18 protein-coding genes are annotated in these 19,229 nt (G+C 67.7%); 11 read left to right on the plus strand and 7 right to left on the minus strand.

Annotated elements, in window-relative coordinates; genetic code table 11:
- Positions 1 to 353 precede the first annotated feature (353 nt).
- The 4 genes from rpmH (at position 354) to yidC (ending at position 3,140) form a co-directional block, all read left to right on the plus strand.
- Entirely contained in the window at positions 354 to 488 is a 135-nt protein-coding gene (gene rpmH / locus ACW4E8_RS30730; RefSeq protein WP_008650850.1) for a 50S ribosomal protein L34, read from the plus strand.
- 173 nt (positions 489 to 661) lie between these two features.
- Positions 662 to 1,126: a ribonuclease P protein component gene (gene rnpA, locus ACW4E8_RS30735; protein ID WP_085959671.1), complete on the plus strand. Its 465-nt coding sequence runs from the start codon at positions 662 to 664 to the stop codon at positions 1,124 to 1,126.
- Positions 1,127 to 1,136: 10 nt separating this feature from the next.
- Positions 1,137 to 1,448 (plus strand): membrane protein insertion efficiency factor YidD, encoded by a 312-nt coding sequence (yidD, locus tag ACW4E8_RS30740; protein WP_035817908.1) that lies wholly within the window; start codon positions 1,137 to 1,139, stop codon positions 1,446 to 1,448.
- Positions 1,449 to 1,469: 21 nt separating this feature from the next.
- On the plus strand, positions 1,470 to 3,140 hold the full coding sequence (gene yidC, locus ACW4E8_RS30745; RefSeq protein ID WP_456807967.1) for a membrane protein insertase YidC: 1,671 nt from the start codon (positions 1,470 to 1,472) through the stop codon (positions 3,138 to 3,140).
- Between the two features lie 106 nt (positions 3,141 to 3,246).
- Here yidC and ACW4E8_RS30750 read toward each other — a convergent pair whose 3' ends face one another.
- The 6 genes from ACW4E8_RS30750 to ACW4E8_RS30775 form a co-directional block, all read right to left on the minus strand.
- Positions 3,247 to 3,411, minus strand: a complete 165-nt coding sequence (locus tag ACW4E8_RS30750) for a rubredoxin (RefSeq protein WP_456807968.1) — start codon at positions 3,409 to 3,411, stop codon at positions 3,247 to 3,249.
- Entirely contained in the window at positions 3,408 to 4,283 is an 876-nt protein-coding gene (locus ACW4E8_RS30755; RefSeq protein ID WP_456807969.1) for a metal-dependent hydrolase, read from the minus strand. The genes ACW4E8_RS30750 and ACW4E8_RS30755 overlap by 4 nt, the downstream gene beginning before the upstream one ends.
- A 47-nt stretch (positions 4,284 to 4,330) precedes the next feature.
- Complete coding sequence (locus tag ACW4E8_RS30760; RefSeq protein ID WP_456807970.1) at positions 4,331 to 5,293, minus strand: alpha/beta fold hydrolase; 963 nt, start codon at positions 5,291 to 5,293, stop codon at positions 4,331 to 4,333.
- On the minus strand, positions 5,290 to 6,180 hold the full coding sequence (locus tag ACW4E8_RS30765) for an SDR family NAD(P)-dependent oxidoreductase (protein WP_456807971.1): 891 nt from the start codon (positions 6,178 to 6,180) through the stop codon (positions 5,290 to 5,292). The genes ACW4E8_RS30760 and ACW4E8_RS30765 overlap by 4 nt, the downstream gene beginning before the upstream one ends.
- A gap of 61 nt (positions 6,181 to 6,241) precedes the next feature.
- Positions 6,242 to 7,816 carry a flavin-containing monooxygenase gene (locus tag ACW4E8_RS30770; RefSeq protein ID WP_456807972.1) on the minus strand — a complete coding sequence of 525 codons (1,575 nt, stop codon included), beginning with the start codon at positions 7,814 to 7,816 and terminating at the stop codon, positions 6,242 to 6,244.
- Between the two features lie 258 nt (positions 7,817 to 8,074).
- Positions 8,075 to 9,148, minus strand: a complete 1,074-nt coding sequence (locus tag ACW4E8_RS30775) for an AraC family transcriptional regulator (protein WP_456807973.1) — start codon at positions 9,146 to 9,148, stop codon at positions 8,075 to 8,077.
- A gap of 115 nt (positions 9,149 to 9,263) precedes the next feature.
- Here ACW4E8_RS30775 and ACW4E8_RS30780 point away from each other — a divergent pair, with 115 nt between their 5' ends.
- The 7 genes from ACW4E8_RS30780 to ACW4E8_RS30810 all read left to right on the plus strand — a co-directional run bounded on the left by ACW4E8_RS30780 (position 9,264) and on the right by ACW4E8_RS30810 (position 17,671).
- The gene (locus ACW4E8_RS30780) at positions 9,264 to 9,869 is read left to right on the plus strand and encodes a hypothetical protein (RefSeq protein ID WP_456807974.1); all 606 of its coding nucleotides are present in this window, start codon (positions 9,264 to 9,266) and stop codon (positions 9,867 to 9,869) included.
- A gap of 8 nt (positions 9,870 to 9,877) precedes the next feature.
- The gene (locus ACW4E8_RS30785) at positions 9,878 to 11,473 is read left to right on the plus strand and encodes a GMC family oxidoreductase N-terminal domain-containing protein (protein ID WP_456807975.1); all 1,596 of its coding nucleotides are present in this window, start codon (positions 9,878 to 9,880) and stop codon (positions 11,471 to 11,473) included.
- Between the two features lie 268 nt (positions 11,474 to 11,741).
- Complete coding sequence (locus tag ACW4E8_RS30790; protein WP_456807976.1) at positions 11,742 to 12,716, plus strand: TetR/AcrR family transcriptional regulator; 975 nt, start codon at positions 11,742 to 11,744, stop codon at positions 12,714 to 12,716.
- A 206-nt stretch (positions 12,717 to 12,922) separates the two neighbouring features.
- Entirely contained in the window at positions 12,923 to 13,819 is an 897-nt protein-coding gene (locus tag ACW4E8_RS30795; protein WP_456807977.1) for a DUF1571 domain-containing protein, read from the plus strand.
- Positions 13,820 to 14,069: 250 nt separating this feature from the next.
- Positions 14,070 to 15,425, plus strand: a complete 1,356-nt coding sequence (locus tag ACW4E8_RS30800; protein ID WP_456807978.1) for a DUF2957 domain-containing protein — start codon at positions 14,070 to 14,072, stop codon at positions 15,423 to 15,425.
- Between the two features lie 38 nt (positions 15,426 to 15,463).
- Complete coding sequence (locus ACW4E8_RS30805; protein ID WP_456807979.1) at positions 15,464 to 16,744, plus strand: DUF2957 domain-containing protein; 1,281 nt, start codon at positions 15,464 to 15,466, stop codon at positions 16,742 to 16,744.
- A gap of 87 nt (positions 16,745 to 16,831) precedes the next feature.
- On the plus strand, positions 16,832 to 17,671 hold the full coding sequence (locus tag ACW4E8_RS30810) for an OmpW/AlkL family protein (RefSeq protein WP_456807980.1): 840 nt from the start codon (positions 16,832 to 16,834) through the stop codon (positions 17,669 to 17,671).
- Positions 17,672 to 17,740: 69 nt separating this feature from the next.
- On the opposite strand, the gene ACW4E8_RS30815 is transcribed toward ACW4E8_RS30810, so the two are convergent.
- A complete protein-coding gene (locus ACW4E8_RS30815) occupies positions 17,741 to 19,228 on the minus strand; it encodes an efflux transporter outer membrane subunit (protein ID WP_456807981.1) in 1,488 nt (495 codons plus the stop codon).
- Position 19,229: the final 1 nt, after the last annotated feature.

A 19,229-nucleotide genomic window follows, 5' to 3' on the forward strand; every position in this document is an offset into this window, starting at 1 on the left:
GTTGTGGACAATGGCGCACCACGGGCCACTGAGCGGTGTAGCAATTGTGCCCTTGCACACAGACTTGCGCCTTGACAGCGCCGGAGAAAATCGTTTAAATGGCGGGTTCTGCGATGCGGCAGGGGATCACGTATGCGCATCGCCGGGTCTGGCCTGTTCGTACCGTCCGCGCCCACAGGCCACCCCGCCTGCAGCGCGCGCCATTCGGCCGGCAGCAAAGACAGAACCAGAATCGTCGGACACGCCGCGGCAGTTTCTTGCTTGCGGCAGCCCCATGCGAACCATACGCGGCGGCCACGGCACCCCGGCACCGGCCGGAGTCGGGCGAGCCAAGATCAACCAGAGAGTGCAACATGAAACGTACCTACCAACCTTCCGTTACCCGCCGCAAGCGTACCCACGGTTTCCGCGTGCGCATGAAGACCCGCGGCGGCCGTGCCGTCATCAACGCACGCCGCGCCAAGGGCCGCAAGCGCCTGGCCATCTGAGGCCCGGGCGACCGGCCTGACGGCGCGCCCGGCGCCGGCTGCAGCGTACCGCAGCCGTGCCGCGCAGCCGTCAATGCCCACCGCCTCGGCTTCAGGTCGGCCGGCCGCTTGCCGCAGGGCGCCGCTTTTGCGCCAGCAGTAGTATTCGCCAGCGCTCACCAGTGTCACCCAGCGTGTCAGCCCATGCCTTCCCCAAAGCCGCGAGGCTAACAAAGACGGATGAGTTTTCATCCGTTTTTGCTTTGCGGCCCCGGCGGCGCAGCCCGCATTTCGTGCTCTACGTGCGCGCCAATGACCGTCCGGAAGGCCGGCTTGGCGTGGTGGTCGGCAAGAAGTTCGCGCCGCGCGCGGCTGAGCGCAACCTGGTGAAGCGCATGGCGCGCGAGCTGTTCCGCCAACGCCGTGAGCACCTGGCTGGGCGCGACGTGCTGCTGCGCCTGCAAGCCAAGTTTCCGCGCGCGGAATTTGCAACGCGCGCGGCGGTCCGAAGGGCATGCGCGGCGGAAATCGCCAGCCTGCTCGACGTAGCGGCCAAGCCACTGCCGCCACCCGCACCGCCTGCCTCGCCCTCGGCACCGCCACCCGCGGCGCCACCGGCGAGCCCCTCGCAAAGCCAGCCACCAGGCCTTCCGGCCTGAACCGCCTGCCATGAAGCGAATCCTGCTTGCCCTGCTGCGTATCTACAAGATCGCCCTGAGTCCCTACCTGGGCTCGCAGTGCCGCTTCCTGCCGACCTGTTCCGACTACGCCCGCGACGCCGTCATCCATTACGGCGCCGCGCGCGGCAGCTGGATGGCCGCCTGTCGGCTGTGCCGCTGCCATCCTTTCGCCCAAGGCGGGTATGATCCCGTGCCGGGCACGGAAGCTGACGACACTGCCAGGCCGGACACCCACGCGGGCCGTTCCGTCCATGCCGCCGCAGGCCATGCGCCTGTTGCGATCCGTCTGCCCAGACCCTGATTTCTCCGACCACAGCCAGACATGGATATCAAACGCACCATCCTCTGGGTCATCTTCTCGATGGCCCTCGTGCTGCTCTACGACAACTGGCAGCGCTCCCAAGGCCATGCGTCGATGTTCTTCCCGAGCACGACGCAACAGGCCGCTTCGGCGCCCGCCGCCAGCGGCGCTGCCGCCCAGGGCGACGTGCCCAAGGCCAACGTGGCGCCAGGCGCAGCGGGTACCGCTGCCCCGGCCGCGCCGCAGGCCGCGGCCCAGCCCGCTGGCGAGAAGATCGTGGTGACCACCGACACGGTGCGCGCCGAGATCGACACCGCCGGCGGCATTGTGTCGCGCCTGGAGCTGCTCAAGGAGCATGAGAAGGACGGCAAGCCGGTGGTGCTGTTCGAGCGCGACAACGTGCGCACCTACATGGCACGCTCGGGCCTGATCGGCGGCGGCGACCTGCCCAACCACACCACGGTGTTCACCGCCGCCCCGGGCCCGCGCACGCTGGACGGCGCCGAGCAGCTGGAAGTGGCGCTGACCGCTGAGAAGAACGGCGTGAAGCTGGTCAAGACCTATGTGTTCCACAAGGGCACGTATGTGGTCGACACCAAGTTCGCGGTGACCAACGCGGGTGCCGCGCCGGTCTCGCCGACGCTGTACCTGGAACTGGCGCGCGACGGCAGCAAGGTCGAGCAGTCGCAGTTCTACAGCACCTTCACCGGCCCGGCCATCTACACCGACGCCGACAAGTACCACAAGATCAACTTTGAAGACGTGGCCAAGGGCAAGGCCAGCGTGCCGGCCGCCGCCAACAATGGCTGGGTGGCGATGGTGCAGCACTACTTTGCCTCGGCCTGGATCCCGCAGACCGGCAAGGAGCACAGCTTCTACGTCCAGCAGATCGACCCGAACCTGTACCGCGTGGGCGTCCAGCAGCCGCTGGGTGAACTGGCCCCGGGCGCCACGGTGACCACCGATGCGCGCCTGTTCGCCGGCCCGCAGGAAGAGCACATGCTCGAGAAGATCGCCCCGGGCCTGGAGCTGGTGAAGGACTATGGCTGGCTGACCATCCTGGCCAAGCCGCTGTTCTGGCTGCTGGAGAAGCTGCACGGCTTCCTGGGCAACTGGGGCTGGTCGATCATCGCGCTGACGGTGCTGATCAAGCTGGTGTTCTTCCCGCTGTCGGCGGCAAGCTACAAGTCCATGGGCAAGATGAAGGACCTGCAGCCGCGCATGACGTCGATCCGCGAGCGTTACAAGAACGACCCGCAGAAGATGAACCAGGAGATGATGGGGCTGTACAAGACCGAGAAGGTCAACCCGCTCGGCGGCTGCCTGCCCATCGTGATCCAGATCCCGGTGTTCATCGCGCTGTACTGGGTGCTGCTGTCGTCGGTGGAAATGCGCGGCGCGCCGTGGCTGGGCTGGATCCATGACCTGTCGGTGCCGGATCCGTTCTACATCCTGCCGATCGTGATGGCCGTGTCGATGTTCGTGCAGACCAAGCTGAACCCGACCCCGCCGGACCCGGTGCAGGCCAAGGTCATGGCGATCATGCCGCTGGTGTTCTCGGTGATGTTCTTCTTCTTCCCGGCCGGCCTGGTGCTGTACTGGGTGGTGAACAACATCCTGTCGATCGCCCAGCAATGGCAGATCAACCGCATGCTCGGCAAGGGCAAGGTGGCAGTGGTGGCCAAGAGCTGAAGCTGTTGCAAGTTGCGGTAAGCAAAAAGCCCGGCAGTGATGCCGGGCTTTTTGTTTGATGGATCGGGGCGCTGACAGCCATCACCCCTCACTGACCACCGCCCGCCTATAGCGCAACCATGTCGAAATCCGCTTTCGCCATGCCGCACTCCGGGCAGCTCCACTCCAGCGGGACCGCGCCCCACGGTGTGCCGGGCGCGATCCCGTGCTCGGGCATGCCGAGCGCTTCTTCATAAACGAATCCACAGATACGGCACTGCCAGATGGTCATGCGGCCCCCCGCAGCGAGGGCGCGCGGGTAGAGACGCCGGCGGCGCGCGCGGTGTCTTCGATCTCTTCGACCAGCGGGGCGATGCGCGCCAGCTCGGCGCGGTTGTCGTCGTCCCATGGATGGAAGCCGGGGCGGAAGTAGCTGAGCCATTCCGGGATCATCTTGGGCAGCACGGCGGGCGCGGCCCACAAAAAGCGCAGCACGCCGCCAAACCCGGTCAGCTTGTTGCGGCAGCCCTTGTCGCCCATCACCAGCGCGATGTGGAACACGAACACCATGGCCCAGAACGTCACGGTGGTGGTCAGCATGGTGAAGGTGCGCAGGAAGTAGCGGTAGGGGCCGGGCTTCATCACCGTGTTCCAGACATCGTAGGCCACGGCCTTGTGCTCGGTTTCTTCCAGCGCGTGCCAGGTCCACACTTGCCGGTAGCCGGTCTCAGAGGCCGCGCCCATGTGGCGCTGATCCTGCAGCAGGCCGCCTGCCAGCATCGCGGTGTAGTGCTCCAGCGCGATGGTGTGGGCCAGCTGCCAGGACTTGGGCAGGATCTTGCGCAGCACGTCCAGCAGCTTCCACACCGTGCGGTCCAGCGCCGCGGCGGGCAGGCCGGCGTCTTCCATCAGCCGGTTGTAGAGGATGTGCTCGCGCGTGTGCATCGCTTCCTGGCCGATAAAGCCGGCGATGGCGCGGCTCAGTTCGGGGTCTTTCACCTGGTCGCGGTAGTTGCGCACGCTGTCCATGAAGAAGCGCTCCCCGGCGGGGAAGAAGATCGACAGCGCGTTGATGAAATGGGTGATGTGACGGCCCCGTTCGTGCCAGTCGCTGATGCGCTCTGGCGGCAGGTGGGGATGCACGTCGCGGCGGACTGGCATCATGGCGGTCTCCTTGGGTGAAGGCCGGCGCGTGTTGCGCCGGTGGAAATTCATTGGGCTGCCAGGAACGGCAGCAGGTCTGCGGCCACACGTTGCGGGTCTTCTTCCATCGGCACGTGGCCAAGCCCCGCATAGCGGCGCAGCTGCGCGCCGGGGATGCGCTCGGCGAACGCCTGCGCGTGCGCGGGCGGGATCCAGCGGTCGCGCTCGCCCCACAGCACCAGCGTGGGCGCGCGCACGCTGCCGAGCAGGTGGGTGTCAAGCTGGGCAAAGTCGAGCTTGGGCACCATCTTGCCGACGGCCTCGCGGCTGCCTTCGGCGTAGAAGAAGTCGACGTAGCGGCGGAAGGTGGATTCCGGCACGCGCGAGGCGTCGCCATAGACGTCGCGCGTGGCGGCGCGGATGATGAACTCGGGCAGCATCCACGGTGCCGACCAGCGCACCGGCGCATGGCGGAACAGGTCGATGTAGATCGGCAGCCGCATCGGGAAGCCGGCGGCATCGATCAGCACCAGCTTGTCGACCGCATCGGGCCGGCGCACCGCCAGGTCCCACGCGATCAGCCCGCCCAGCGAGTTGCCGATGATGCTGGCGCGGCCCACGTTCACCGCGGCCAGGAAGGCGTCGATGAAATCGCGGTAGCGGTGCACGTCCATGGTTTCGATGCGGCCGCGCGCATCGCGCAGCGGCCCGGTCAGCCCGAACGGGGCGAGGTCCAGCCGCAGCACGCGGTAGCGCTGCGCCAGCACTGGCACGATCCCTTGCCACGTATGCAGCGAAGCGCCGAAGCCGTGGATCAGCACAAGGGTCTCGCCGTCGGCGGGGCCTTCATCGGTGTAGTGCACCATCGCATCCAGCACGCGCACCCAGCGCGAGGCCGGCAGCGCATGGCGCTGCGCCAGCGTGGCGCGCGACAGGCTGAACAGCCCTACGCGGCCTTGCCCGAACCAGCGCGTCAGCGCACCCGGTGGCGCCAGCAGCGAAGCATCCTGTTCGATCGCGAGCCGGTTCACGGGCGCTCTCCCTGGCCGATCGAGGCCGGTGCCGCGACGGGACCCAGATCGCGCTTGCGGCGCGTCTCGCGCACCACCAGCGACTGGTACGCAGCCGGCAGCAGCCGCGCCATGGCATCGGCGGCGTAGGCGTCGGGTCCGATCAGCACGCGCCGGCGGTTGCGGCGCACGCCTTCCAGGATCACGCGCGCGGCCTTGTCGGGCGAGGTGATGAAGAATTTCTCGAACTCATCCTTGCCGTGCTGCGCGTCGCGCACCAGGAAGCCGTTGACGCTGGATGACACGCGGCTGGCCTGGGCGATATTGGTCTTGATGCCCCCCGGGTGCACGGTGGTGGCCGACACGCCGCAGTCCATCAGGTCCAGCTCCTGCCGCAGCGATTCGGTGAAGCCGCGCACCGCGTACTTGCTGGCGTTGTAGGCGCCCATGCCGGGCTGGGCAAAGATGCCGAAGATGCTCGACGTATTGACCACGTGGCCGTCGCCGCTGGCCTTCAGGTACGGCAGAAAGGCCTTGGTGCCGTACACCACGCCCCAGAAGTTGATGCCCATGATCCATTCCAGGTCGTCGTAGCTCATGCCCTCGACGGTGCTGGACAGCGCCACGCCGGCGTTGTTGAAGATCAGGTTGATGCGGCCGTGGGCCTCGGCGGCCGCGGCGGCCCACGCGTAGACCGCGGCGCGGTCGGCCACATCCACGGTGTGTTGTGTGATGCGGGCCTGCGGTGCGGCGGCCATGGCCTGGGCCACGGTCTGCGCCAGCCCGGCCTCGTTGCGGTCTGACAGCGCCAGGTGGCAGCCCTGCCGTGCCAGCGCCACCGCCAGCGCGCGGCCGATGCCCGAGCCGGCGCCGGTGATCGCGGCAACCTTGTTGCGGAAGTCCTTCATGTCCGGTCTCCTTCCGGTGATGTCGTTCTTTTGGGTGTGAGTCAGGGGGAATGCGTGTATGTCAGGCACCGGCGACCGTGGCGATATCGGCCGACCCGGGCTGCATGGCGGTCTCGTCCGGCAATGCGCGCCGCACCGGGTACAGGTCGTAGTCGGTCATGCGAAAGCTCGCCGTGGCGCGGCGGAACTGCCAGGTGAAGCCCGGCCACAGCGTGGTGTTGCGGCCGCTGCGCGGGTCGATGTACCAGCTGGCGCATCCGCCGGCGGACCAGATCGCATGGCCCAGCCGCGCCTGCAGCCGTTCGTTGAAGCGGCGCTGCACCGGCTCGCGCACGTCCACCGCCTGCACACCTTCGCGGCGCATCTGCTGCAGGGCGTCCGCGATATAGGCCACCTGCGACTCGATCATGAACACCATCGAGCTGTGGCCCAGCCCGGTATTGGGGCCGACCACGAAGAACAGGTTGGGGAAGCCCGCTACGGTGGTGCCCAGGTAGGCCTGCGCGCCGTCGCGCCAGGCATCGACCAGGTCCACGCCGTCAAGGCCCGAGATCACGCCGCGCGGCATCGGGTCGGTGGCATGGAAGCCGGTGCCCAGGATGATGCAGTCCGCCGGCCGGCGGGTGCCGTCACGCAGCACCACCGCGTCGCGCTCCACGCGGGCGATGCCGGTGGTGACCACGTCCACGTTGTCGCGCGTCAGCGCTGGGTAGTAGTCGTTGGAGATCAGCACGCGCTTGCAGCCGATGGTGTAGTCGGGCGTCAGCGTTGCGCGCAAGGCGGGGTCGCGCACCTGCCTGGCCAGATGGCGGCGCGCGACGCGCTCCACCACCTTCATGATCTTCGGATGCAGCACAAAGCCCAGCACGCGCGATTCCAGCATCCAGTAGATGCCGGTGCGCACCAGCGTCTGCGTGAACGGCAGGCGGCGGAACAGCCAGCGCTCGGTCGCGCTGACCTCGCGGTCCGGCTTGGGCATGATCCACGGCGGGGTGCGCTGGTACAGGTCCAGCTGCGCCACCTGCGGCGCGATCTGCGGCACGAACTGGATTGCGCTGGCGCCGGTGCCGATCACGGCCACGCGCTTGCCGGCGAGCGCATAGGCGTGGTTCCAGTGCTGCGAGTGGAAGCACTCGCCCTCGAACGAGTCCAGCCCCGGGATATTGGGGGTCGAAGGCCGGCTCAGCCCGCCCATGCCGGAGACCAGCACGCGCGCCCGCACCACCTTGCCGTCGGCCATCTCCAGGCGCCACACCTGCGCGGCCTCGTCCCAGGCGGCGTGGCGCAGCTCATGGTGCAGCCGCAGGTGCGGGCGCAGGCCGAAGCGGTCGGTGCAGCCTTCCAGGTAGGCGCGAATCTCCGGCTGGGTGGAGAACATGCGCGACCAGTCTGGGTTCGGCGCGAAGGAAAAGGAATACAGGTGCGACTGCACATCGCAGGCGCAGCCCGGGTAATGGTTGTCGCGCCAGGTGCCGCCGACGGAGCCGGCCTTCTCGAAGATCAGGAAGTTGCGCTCGCCGCGCTCGCGCAGCCGTATCGCCATGCCGAGGCCGGCAAAGCCACTGCCGATGATGGCAATGTCTGTGTGCTCAAGGGCAGGGGATGCCTGCTGCGGCAGCTCCGCGGGTGCATTCATGGGCGCTCCTCACCGTTATTACAGTGTTTATTGTGACATTGATGGATGTCATCGTAGGAAGCGCAGGGCAGGTGGTCAATGCCGTGAGTTGAAGGATGGTTCTAATTTTTGGGGATTTCCAGCGGCGTTTGGCGCACATGAAACAAGGCTATGCCACCCCGCAGGCGCTTGCGCCGTGGGATCCAGTCGTGCGTTTGAAACCGGGAGGTTTTTTTCAGGCTTCGCGGATCACGAAGGCGTGGGCGCAACATCGGGGCCCTAGGCCGCCCGTCCCTTGCGCCGCCAGCCATGCGGCGTTTCACCGGTCCAGCGCTTGAAGGCGTGGGTGAAGGCACTCTGCTCGGAATAGCCGAGCCGCATCGCGCACTGCGCGAGGCTGATGCCGGGATCGGCAAGATACTGTTCCGCCAGCGCGCGCCGCACGTTATCCACAAGCTGTGAATAACTGATGCCCTGCGCCTGCAGCCGCCGCTGCAGGGTGCGCACGGGCATGCCCAGGTGCGCGGCCACATCGGCAATCGGCAGTTCTCCCTGTGGCAGCCGCCCGCTGATATAGGCACGCGCCTGCGCCAATGCGTCGGCGCCAGCCGGCACGATCTGCTGCAGCTGGGTATCGGCGATGCGCGTCATCTGCGCCTGCATGCCCGCGTCGGCCTGCAGCGACGGCAGGTCCAGCAAGGCCCGTTCGATATGCATGGCATGGCGCGCGGCGTTGAAGACCACGGGGCAGCCGAACACCTCGGCATGCAGGCGGGTATCGGCCGGCGCGGGATGCGGGAATTCCACCTGCGTGGCCACGTGCTGCGCACCGATCAGCCAGCGCGCGAACACCACCCAGGTTGCCATGTGCAGCTCATGCGCATGGCGCGACAGCGGGCCATGCCGCGCTTCCCAGGTCATGCAGGCGGCCTGCGGCGTTTCGATCAGGCGGGTGCCGCCGATATCGTTGGCCAGCACCTCATAGCGGATGCCTTGCAGGATGGCGTCGCGCACGGTGGGCGTGGTCAGCACCACGTAGCCCATCTCGGCATAGTGGCGCGGCGCGAAGGCGGCGCCGGCGCGCAGGCCGACATCGGGATCGCCGGTGACCTGCTCCAGCCAGTCGAGCAGCGCCAGGTAGGCGGCACCGGGAATGCGCGTGGCGGTCTGCGCACCAGTGGCGTGCAGCAGCTCGGGCGACACGCCGACGGCGCGCAGCTGTTCGGCCGGGGCAATGCCCTGGCGCGCGCCGTGGTCGAGCACGGCGCGGAGGTAGGCGAGCGAGACGGTGCCCAATGCGGTGCCCGCTGGCCTACCACTGGCACCGCCGTCGGGCTGGTTGGCGCGTGGCATCAAATCACCTGTCATGCGGGATCAAGACCGGGCACCGATCTTTATCCAAACTCCGGGTAGCGTCAATGCGGGCCTGCCCCCGCCTGAATACAACAGACCGACGCAAGGAGACAACATGCCCCCCAATCATCCACACCGCCGTGCGGATGCCGATGCCGAGGCGCTGCACGCGCTGACGCGGCGCGGCTTCCTGAAAGTCGGCCTCGGCTTCTCGGCCGCGCTGGCCTGTACCGCGCTGGTGCCGTCGCTGGCTGGCTGCTCGTCGGCCGATCCCGCGCCGCAGGCCGGCATGACCTGGCTGCGCCCGGAAGACGTGGCGATGTTCCGCGCGCTGCTGCCGGCCATCGTCACCGAGCTGGCCGAAGCGCCGCCGCCGCGGCGCGCGACCCTGGAGCAGGACGCGCTGCGCAATATCGACGCGACCTGCGCCGCGATGGGCGCGGGCGCGCAAGCCGAGCTGCGCAAGCTGTTCGGCCTGCTTGCCAGCATGCCGCTGCGCTGGGCGCTGACCGGCATCCGCCAGGACTGGAGCGCGGCCACGCCCACCCAGGTTCAGTCCTTCCTGGCGCGCTGGCGCGCCAGCCGCCTGGCCACGCTCAATGCCGGCGCGGTGGTGCTGGTCAAGCTCACCAGCGTGGGCTACTACGTACTGCCCGCCGCGTGGGCGGGCAGCGGCTATCCCGGCCCCAATGCGGCCGTCTACAAGGCGCTGCACGCCTGATCCCCGACATGGCCATCGACAATCTCTACGACGCCGGCATCGCCGCCGGCTGGAAGGTACTGGACGCTGCAACCTTCACCACCACGCGCACGCTGGATGCCGACGTCGTCATCGTCGGCAGCGGCGCGGGCGGCGGCATCAGCGCCGAGGCGCTCAGCCGCGCGGGCCTGCGCGTGGTGTTGCTGGAAGAGGGGGCGCTGCGCACCTCGGACAGCTTCCGCGACATGGACGAGAAGCGGGCCTACCGCGAGCTGTACCAGGAGGCCGCGGCGCGCGCCACGGCCGACGGCGCCATCGCCATCCTGCAGGGCCGCTCCGTCGGCGGCAGCACCACGGTCAACTGGTCGTCGAGCTTCCGCACGCCGCCGCAGACGCTGGCGCACTGGGCCACGCACCACGCCGTCACCGGCCACAGCGAGGCCGACATGGCGCCGTGGTTCAAGCAGGTGGAAGAGCGCCTGGGCATCGCGCCATGGGCGATGGCGCCCAATCCCAACAACGACGTGCTCAAGCGCGGCTGCGAAACGCTGGGCTGGGAATGGCACGTGATCCCGCGCAACGTGAAGGGCTGCTGGAACTCGGGCTATTGCGGGCTGGGCTGCCCGGTCAATGCCAAGCAGTCGATGCTGGTATCGACCATTCCCGCGGCACTGGCCAGCGGCGCGACGCTGGTGCACCGCGTGCGCGTGCGCACGCTGGACCATGACGGCAAGCGCGTGCAGTCGGTCACCGGCGAGGCGCTGGGCGCGGACGGCTATACGCCGACCGGGGTCGGCGTGGTCGTGCGGGCCAAACACTTCATCGCCGCCGGCGGCGCCATCAACACGCCGGCGCTGCTGCTGCGCTCGCGCGTGCCGGACCCGCATGAGCGGCTGGGATTGCGCACGTTTATCCATCCAGTGAATATCAGCATCGCCAAGATGCCGGAGCGCATTGATCCCTATTATGGCGCACCGCAATCAATCGCTTCCGACCACTTCCAGTGGAAGGACGGCGCGACCGGGCCGATGGGCTACAAGCTGGAGGTGCCGCCATTGTTCCCCGGCATCAGCGCGGGCGTGGTCAACGGTGTGGGCGAGGCGCTGCGCCGCGACATGGCGCAACTGCCCCATACCAACGCCATGCTGGCACTGCTGCGCGACGGCTTTGTGCCCGAGAGCACCGGCGGGCGCGTGCGGCTGGCGCCCGACGGCAGCCCGCTGCTGGACTATGAGATGAGCGACTACGCCTGGGACGGCGTGCGGCGCGCTTGGCTGAGCATGGCGCAGGCGCAGTTTGCCGCCGGCGCGGAGCGCGTGCGGCCCGCGCACCTGGATGCTGCGGAGTACCGCAACTGGCCGGAGGCGCGCGACGCCATCGCGCAACTGCCGCTCAAGCCGTTCCGCACCGCGCTGTTCACCGCGCACCTGATGGGCGGCTGCGGCATGAGCGACGATGCGCGCGGCGGCGTGGTGGACAGCCATGGCAACCACCACCAGCTGGCCAACCTGTCGGTATTCGACGGCTCGGTGTTCCCGACCAGCGTGGGGGCCAATCCCCAATTGTCAGTGTTCGCGCTGACGGCGCAGAATGCGGACGCGCTGGCCCGGAGCCTCACGTCATGATGTATTGGCCGCGCAAGCCTGCAATGTCCTGCGTTGCAGGCATCCGGCATGGCTGCTCCATGCAGGCTGCGGGCGACATTGTTGTGCGATTCCCCACACCAGCGGCGCAATTAGAATGCCCACTCCAATTCAGGTCTTGTGAAACGCTCGAAGTGGTGGATAGGCTTCGTACAGCTGTTTCAAGCATCCGTATGCCGTCAGAGCAGGGAGCGGAACAGCGTAGCAAATTGCTAAGGGGTTTAAGGCAGCAACGAAGAGAGACGCCCCCATGAAGACCGGCAAAAGCTCGGCAGGAGACACCAAGGCCCGGATTCTCGACGCCACGGAAAAGTTGTTTACCGAGGTCGGCTATGAAGCCACCTCGCTCAGGCAGGTCACGTCGCGCGCCATCGTCAACCTGGCCGCCGTGAACTACCACTTCCGCAGCAAAGACATCATGATGCACGCGGTGCTGAGCCGGCGGCTGGATCCGCTCAACGCGCGGCGCCTGGCGCTGCTCGATGCGTGCGAAGCGCGCTGGCCCGGCAACAGCATCCGCTGCGAGCACGTGATGGGTGCGCTGTTCGTGCCCGCGCTGCAGATGGCACGCGATCCGTCGGTGGGCGGGCCGTCGTTCCTGCGGCTGCTCGGGCGCGTGTATTCGGACACCTCGCCCTTTATCCAGCAATACCTGCTGGAGCACTACGCCCCGGTGTACGGGCGCTTCTTCGACGCCTTCTCGCGCGCCATTCCGGGGCTGCCGCGGCATGAACTGGGCTGGCGCCTGCAGTTTGCGCTCAAGGCGCTGGCCGGCGTGCTGGCCGGCGAAGAGCTCACCAACCTGCTGCCGGCGTTCACGCAGGGCCGGCAGATGAGCGATGCACACGTGCTGGCCCAGCTCACCGCCATGGTGGAAGCTGTGCTGAACGTGGCGCAACCCAGTGCGGATGAGTTCTCGGCCCTGCAGTCGGTGTTCGAGCTCGGCGAGCAGCAGCAGGCCGAGCAGCGCGCCAGCAGGCTGGCCGCAGCGCAATGCACCGATGACCTGGGTACCAGTTACGCCGCGATCGCGGCAACCGTGGGCGATGCGGCCAGCCAGACCGCCGCCGCCCTCGGCAAGGCCCGCATCAGCGCACGCACCGTGCGCAATGAGGGCACCAAACGCTCAGCCGTGACCAGCATGCCGGTCCGCGCGCGCGAGCAAACCGTGAGCTTCCCCAGCAACCCGCTGGATGACTGGATGCGAATGCGCACCAGGACATAGCGGCGCGCGCCGCACCCGGTTACCGCCGGGCCGGTGCCACCGTCCTCACGCAAAAACTGAACCGTCGATCCATCCAGCGAGGCCACGCACAGGCCCCGCGGACCCCGTGCGCCTTATCGGATTTTCCAAGGGCGCGGCGGTGGCCCCGTTCGCGCCTGCGCTGCCCGCGCTCCGCCCCTGGCGGACATCTTGAGGAGGAAGCTGCCATGTCGATCCAACCGCTTTACCTTGCCGCTGTCGCCGGTGCCGTCATCGGACTGCTGGCTGCGCCACTGGCCATGCCCCTCGTGGCCATGGCCCAGACGGCCACAACCACTGCCGCCGCGGGCACGGGCTATGACGGCCTGCCATCCGCACAGCAAGCCGCACTGTTCTCGCGCCAGGTCGCCAGCGGCGAACTCGCGCGACTGTCCGATGAGCAGGCGCTGGCCGTGTTCCAGGCGCTGCAGCCGGATGCGCTGCTGAAATGGGCCCGCGCCGAGATGAACCGCTATCCCGAGTACGAGTACTGGATGTCGCGCCAGGAACGGCTCAACAACCAGTGGCAGGACCAGCCCGCGAAGATGCAGATCCGTTACCGCCACGCGCCGCGGCAGCTCTATGCCAAGTGGCTGCCCGGCGGCGCGCAGTCGGGCCAGGAAATCATCTACGACGAAACCCGCCGCAAGGACGAGATGTACGGCCACCTGGGCGGCATGCTGGGCTTCACCTCGATGTGGATCGGACTGGACGGCACGCTGGCGCGTTCGCAGTCCAACCACACCGTGCGCGACCTGGGCTTCCAGTTCGTGCTGTCGATGCTGGAGCGCGACGCCAGGTCCCTGCGTGCCGCCGGCCTGTCCGAGAAATACAGCAAGGCCGAGATGGTGCAGGAGCAGGGCGTGCGCATGGTGGCGCTGACCTGGGACCTGCCGGCCGGCGCGCCGCAGTACTACGCCAAGAAGGTGCAGCTGATGCTGGACCTGAAGCATCCCTATATCCGCGTGGAAACCGCCTGGGATGCCGACGGCAACATGGTCGAGAAGATCGTGTTCGACAAGCTGGTGCGCAAGACCTTCGAGGCCTCGGCGTTCGATCCGGCCAATCCTGACTATCGCTTCTGAGATGGAGCCATTCGGCGCGCGCCGTGCGTTTGAATCGCTGGCCGCGCCGCTTGGCGCGCAGTCCGTGCAACACCCGCAATCCACAGCCACATGCGGCATGCACGCCAGGCGCGCCTGTTTGGAACGGCCGCTCTATTGACGCAAAAACACGCGAGCGGCGAGAGTCGCCGCACCCGGGAGGGATCCGGCCGCAGAGCCGGACACCAGATCCAGAACCAGGGGTCGCCAAGAAAAAATCAGGAGACAGGCAATGACCATGTCGATGCTTCGACGCAGCACTTTGGTTTTGACAGGGGTGAGCCTTGCCGCGGCGCTGGCCGGCTGCGGTGGTGGCGGCGGCGATGAAGAGGCGCCGCGCGCCAGCACGCAGGCGCCGCCGCAATGCGCGGACACGGGCACGTGCCCCACGCAGGGGCCGGTCACCATCGGCGGCCCGCCGGGGTCGTTGTGCCCGGCGGCACTGGACTACGGCACCACCTTCACCGGCGGCTCCGGCGCGGGCGAACTGGTGAAGCTGCGCTTCGACACCGCGGCACGCACCTACCAGCTGGAGATCATCGAGTCGCCGGTGCCCAAGCAACCCGGCAGCGTCAGCCCGACGCGCGCGGGCGTGACCTTTACCGGCACCTTCGCCAACATGACCTCGCTGCCGACCGCCGAGCAGAACCGCTGCGCCGTCGCGCTGCAGACGGCCACGGCGTCAGACGGCACCTCGCAGGCCAATATCGACAGCGCCAGGCCGCCAGTGATCTTCCTGGGCAACGGCGTCGCCGGCGGCGGCATCCCGGGTGCCACCATCTCCTACCCGGGCGTGCTCGGGCTGGGCGCGATCCCGGCCACCACGTTCCCGTTCTACCCGGTGCTGGCATTCGCACAGACCGAGACCGACTTCACCAGGGTGGCCGGCAGCTACAACCTGCTGGGCTACCACCAGGTGCCGTCCGGCGGCTCGCTGACTTCGTCGAGCCACTTCACGCCCGCGACCGCGCAGACCACCGAGACGCTCAACGCCGACGGCAGCTGCACCGTGGCGGCCGGCAGCTGCCTCAGCACCGGCAACAGTTGGAAGCTGCGCAGCGCCGACGGTGCCTTTGAAAGCAGCAATGCCGATGGCAGCCGCCGTTACCCGTCGTTCCAGAGTGCGGCCATCACCAGCAACAACGCCAGCCGCGCCAAGGGCCTGATGGTGGTGGGCAAGCTCAACGGCGCACTGGTGCCGCTGCTGGTGCGCACCGGCTACGCGCAGATCTCGCTGCTGCCGTTGACGGTGAATGTCGACGACGAATCGGGGCTCGCACTGATGGCGCCGGCGAAGGCGCTGGCCAGCGGCCAGCTGGACGGCGGCTATATCGGCTCGGGCAGCGACTTTGCCTATACCGCCTCGCTGGTCAAGGGCGCGCGCGTGGAGCTGCTCGACCCGATGACGATGAACCAGACCGGCGCCTTCCAGCTCGACTTCACGCAGAACGCGCCGGGGATGATCGCCACCATCGACAACAGCGGCGCCACCGGCGCGCTGATTGCCAGCGGCCGCGCGTTCAGCCACTTGTCCGGCACCGGCAGCGCCAGCCCGACCTTCCGCGTCGGCGTGCTGGCAGCACCCTGAGTCCACCAAAGAAGACACAAGACCGAGGAGACAACGCCATGCAACCCCATCGACTGATCCTGCCGCGGGCCTCGCGCCCATCCACGGTGCCGGCGCGTACGCTGGCCGTGGCCGCCACCGCCATGCTCGCCGCGTGTGGCGGCGGCGGCGGCGATGACGCGCCGTCCACGCCGGCCGCAGTGCAGACGCGGCTGTGCCCGGCCTCGCTCGACTACACCACCACCTTCACCGGCGGCACCGGCTCCGGCGAGCTGGTGAAGGTGCAGATCGACACCACCAAAAAGACCTGGCAGGTGACCTTCCTGGATTCTTCCGTGCCGCGCCAGACCGGTACCGTGCAGCCCACGCGCAGCGACCCGACCAACGGGCAGAACGTGATGCGCGGCACGCTGAAGGCAGAGACGGGGTTGCCGACCGAGAAGCTGAACCAGTGCGCGTTCGAGCTGACCGGGGCCAGCCTCGATCCGAACCGCCCCGCCAAGCTCTTCGTCGGCGAAGGCGTAGTGGGCGGCACGGTCCCCGGCGCGCGCATCCAGTTCAACGGCGTGCTGGGCGCCGGCGCGGTGCCGGATACCACCTTCCCGTACTTCCAGTTCATCGGCTTCGCGCAGACCGAGACCGACCTGTCGAAGATCGCCGGGCAGTACAACGGCACGGGCTTCCACGAGGTGCCGTCCAAGCAGTTCAAGACGGTGGCGCAGGATTACCGCATGGCGCTGGCCGCGGATGGTTCATTCACCGTCTGCGACAACGCCACCAACACGTGCGAGCGCAAGGGCAACAACTTCGTGCCGCAGGCCAATGGCGCGCTGCTGTCGACCAACTACAAGGCCGAGAGCCAGCCGCCCACGCTGGGCAACACGCTGGGCAAGGCCTACCTGATCGTGGGCAAGCTGCGCGGCCAGTTGGTGCCGGTCATGATCCGCGTGGGCTATGCCAATGACTCGCTCGCCAACGGCCCGCTTGGCGCCGATGACGAGATCGGCATCGGCATGATGGCGCCGGCGGTGGCAGTCACCGAGGGCACGGTCAACGGCGAATACGTCGGCGTCGACAGCAACTTCAACTACCGCGTGACCGCGCTGGTCGGCGCCGCCGCAACCATGATGGATCCGTTCCGGCCGTCCGATGCGTCGCTGGCGATTCCCTACCGGCTGGACTACTCGCAGCAGGTGCCGGGCGTGGTCCGCACCTCGCGGCGCGAGGCGCCCGCGGGCTCGGCGCCGACCGGCAAGCTGATGTTCACCGGCGGCGTGTTCGGCTTCCTGGAACAGCGCGACAGCGGCCCGTACTTCACCGTCGGCGCATTCGTGCAGTAAGCACGCGACAAGGCCCGGGCCATCGCAGCCCGGGCCACTGCACCACGACTCGACCAAACAGAGACATCCACTGCCGGGGGACACAAGATGAAAACCATACGCCTCACGCTCACGCTGATGCTGGCCGCGCTGGCCAGCTTCGCCCTGCCTGCCCATGCCCAGAAGAAGGGCGACAACGTGGTATCCGCCGGCTGGTTCTATATCCAGACCCATGGCCAGAGCGGCCCGCTGACCACCACCTTGCTGGACGTGCCGATCAACTACCCGCTGGGCCTGCCGTCCACCTTCACCGCGCCGGGCAGCAGCCTCTCGTCGTCCAATGCCAATACGCTGGGGCTGACCTTCAGCCACTTCGTCACCGACCATATCGCGGTCACCGCGGTGGGCGGCATCCCGCCGGAGTTCAAGCTCTATGGCCACGGCGAACTAATCCCGCCGGGCCCGGCCGGCGCGCTCGGCCGCCAGAGCCTGGGCGACCCCGCGCTGAATCCCATCATCACCAAGGCGCGGCAGTGGAGCCCGGCGGCGATGGTGCAGTACCACTTCCTGGATCCGGGCACGCGTTTCCGCCCGTTCCTGGGGCTGGGGGTGTCGTACAACTTCTTTACCAACATCGAGGTCAATCCGGCGTTCGCGAGTTCGGTCAACAACAACCTCGGCGCGATCCTGGCGGCGGGGGCGGGCATCCCGGGGCCGACGTCGGTCAGTGCGGATGCATCGTCGTCATGGGCGCCCGTATTCAATGTCGGCGGCACCTACAACTTCGACGAGCATTGGGGGCTGACGGCGGCGGTGACTTATATCCCGCTGAAGTCGACGTCGACGATGACGATCAAGGCCTCCGACGGGACCGTGCTGTCGACGTCGAAGACCAGGCTGGAGCCGAATCCGCTGGTGTTCTTCCTGGCGGCTTCGTACAAGTTCTGACGCTGAAAGAAAAAAAACGACGCGCCTGAGCGCGTCGTTTTTTATTGCTGCAACGGCAAGCGGCAACCCTTACTGCGTCACCGTCCCCTGTTGCGCCGGCGTCCCCTGCTTCGCCACCGCACCGCTCTCCTGCAAACCACCACCCAGCGACCGGTACAGGTCGATCGCATTGTTCAGCCGCAGCTGCCGTGCCTGGATCAGCGCCTGCTCGGCGGTGAACAGCTGGCGCTGCGCATCGAGCTCGTCCAGGTAGCTGGCAATGCCGCTGCGGAAGCGCACGCGCGCCAGTTCATAGCGCGCGGCTTCGGCATTGCGCACTTCTTCCTGGCCGGTCACCTGGTCTTCCAGCGTGCCGCGCGCCACCAGCGCGTCCGCCACTTCCGCGAAGGCCGTCTGGATGGTCTTCTCGTAGTTGGCCACCTGGATGTTCTTGCGCACATTGGCCAGGTCCAGGTTGGACTTGTTGCGGCCATAGTCAAAGATCGGCAGCGTCAGTTGCGGCGCGAACGACCACGCCTTGGTGCCGGCATCGAACAGGTTCGAGAACGTCGGGCTGATCGTGCCAATGCTGGTGGTCAGCGTGATGCGCGGGAAGAACGCCGCGCGTGCCGCGCCAATATTCGCGTTGGCCGACAGCAACTGCTGTTCGGCCTGGCGGATGTCCGGGCGTTGCTCCAGCAGGTCCGAAGGCAGGCCCGCGGGAATATCGCTGATGATGCGTTCGTCGGACAGGCGCATCGGCTCGGGCAGGTTCTCGATGCTGCCGATGGGCTTGCCCACCAGCACTTCGAGCGCGTTCTGCGCCTGCGCGCGCTGGCGTGCGAGCTGCGCGGCGGCGACACGCGCCTGGGCCACCAGCGACTCGTTGTCGCGCAGGTCCAGGGCGGACGTGGCGCCGACGTCGAAGCGCTGCTTGGCGAGCCCATAGGTGCTCTCGCGCGCCTTGAGTGTGTCCCGTGCAATCTCGTATTGCTCGGCGAAGGAACGCTCGGACAGGTAGGCCTTGGCCACTTCCGACACCAGCGAGATATACGCCGAACGATGCGCCTCTTCGGTGGAGAAGTACTGCGCCAGCGCCGCGTTCGACAGGCTGCGCACGCGGCCGAAGAAGTCCAGCTCGTAGGACGAGATGCCGAGGCTGGCCGAGTAGACTTGCGATACCGCAGGCTGGCCCAGAACCGATACCCCCGTGGCAGCGTTGGTGCTGGCACGAGTATAGCCAGCATTCGCGTTCACCGTCGGCAGCAGGTCGGCGCGCTGCACCTGATACTGCGCGCGCGCTTCCTCGATGCGCAGCGCGGCGGTGCGCAGGTCGCGGTTGTTTTCCAGCGAGGTCGCGATCAGCGACTGCAGGCGCGGGTCGCGGAAGAACTCGCGCCAGCCGATGTCGACAGCGCGGCGGGTCTCGCCGCTCTTCGCCTCGGCGGTGGCGTAGCCCTCGGGCGCCACCGGGAAGCTGTCTGCCACCGGCGGGGCAGGGCGATCATAGTGGGGCGCGAGCGTGCACCCCGTCAGAACGCCGGCCACCAGCAGCAGTGTGGTCAGAGTTTTGGTCATG

Source organism: Cupriavidus sp. CP313, from assembly GCF_054072015.1.

Excerpts from the sequence above, each read along its gene's own strand:
- rpmH (WP_008650850.1), top strand. The coding sequence starts at position 354 with ATGAAACGTACCTACCAACCTTCCGTTACCCGCCGCAAGCGTACCCAC.
- yidD (WP_035817908.1), top strand. The coding sequence starts at position 1,137 with ATGAAGCGAATCCTGCTTGCCCTGCTGCGTATCTACAAGATCGCCCTG.
- yidC (WP_456807967.1), top strand. The coding sequence starts at position 1,470 with ATGGATATCAAACGCACCATCCTCTGGGTCATCTTCTCGATGGCCCTC.
- ACW4E8_RS30750 (WP_456807968.1), bottom strand. The coding sequence starts at position 3,411 with ATGACCATCTGGCAGTGCCGTATCTGTGGATTCGTTTATGAAGAAGCG.
- ACW4E8_RS30755 (WP_456807969.1), bottom strand. The coding sequence starts at position 4,283 with ATGATGCCAGTCCGCCGCGACGTGCATCCCCACCTGCCGCCAGAGCGC.
- ACW4E8_RS30765 (WP_456807971.1), bottom strand. The coding sequence starts at position 6,180 with ATGAAGGACTTCCGCAACAAGGTTGCCGCGATCACCGGCGCCGGCTCG.
- ACW4E8_RS30770 (WP_456807972.1), bottom strand. The coding sequence starts at position 7,816 with ATGAATGCACCCGCGGAGCTGCCGCAGCAGGCATCCCCTGCCCTTGAG.
- ACW4E8_RS30775 (WP_456807973.1), bottom strand. The coding sequence starts at position 9,148 with ATGCCACGCGCCAACCAGCCCGACGGCGGTGCCAGTGGTAGGCCAGCG.
- ACW4E8_RS30780 (WP_456807974.1), top strand. The coding sequence starts at position 9,264 with ATGCCCCCCAATCATCCACACCGCCGTGCGGATGCCGATGCCGAGGCG.
- ACW4E8_RS30785 (WP_456807975.1), top strand. The coding sequence starts at position 9,878 with ATGGCCATCGACAATCTCTACGACGCCGGCATCGCCGCCGGCTGGAAG.
- ACW4E8_RS30790 (WP_456807976.1), top strand. The coding sequence starts at position 11,742 with ATGAAGACCGGCAAAAGCTCGGCAGGAGACACCAAGGCCCGGATTCTC.
- ACW4E8_RS30795 (WP_456807977.1), top strand. The coding sequence starts at position 12,923 with ATGTCGATCCAACCGCTTTACCTTGCCGCTGTCGCCGGTGCCGTCATC.
- ACW4E8_RS30800 (WP_456807978.1), top strand. The coding sequence starts at position 14,070 with ATGACCATGTCGATGCTTCGACGCAGCACTTTGGTTTTGACAGGGGTG.
- ACW4E8_RS30805 (WP_456807979.1), top strand. The coding sequence starts at position 15,464 with ATGCAACCCCATCGACTGATCCTGCCGCGGGCCTCGCGCCCATCCACG.
- ACW4E8_RS30810 (WP_456807980.1), top strand. The coding sequence starts at position 16,832 with ATGAAAACCATACGCCTCACGCTCACGCTGATGCTGGCCGCGCTGGCC.
- ACW4E8_RS30815 (WP_456807981.1), bottom strand. The coding sequence starts at position 19,228 with ATGACCAAAACTCTGACCACACTGCTGCTGGTGGCCGGCGTTCTGACG.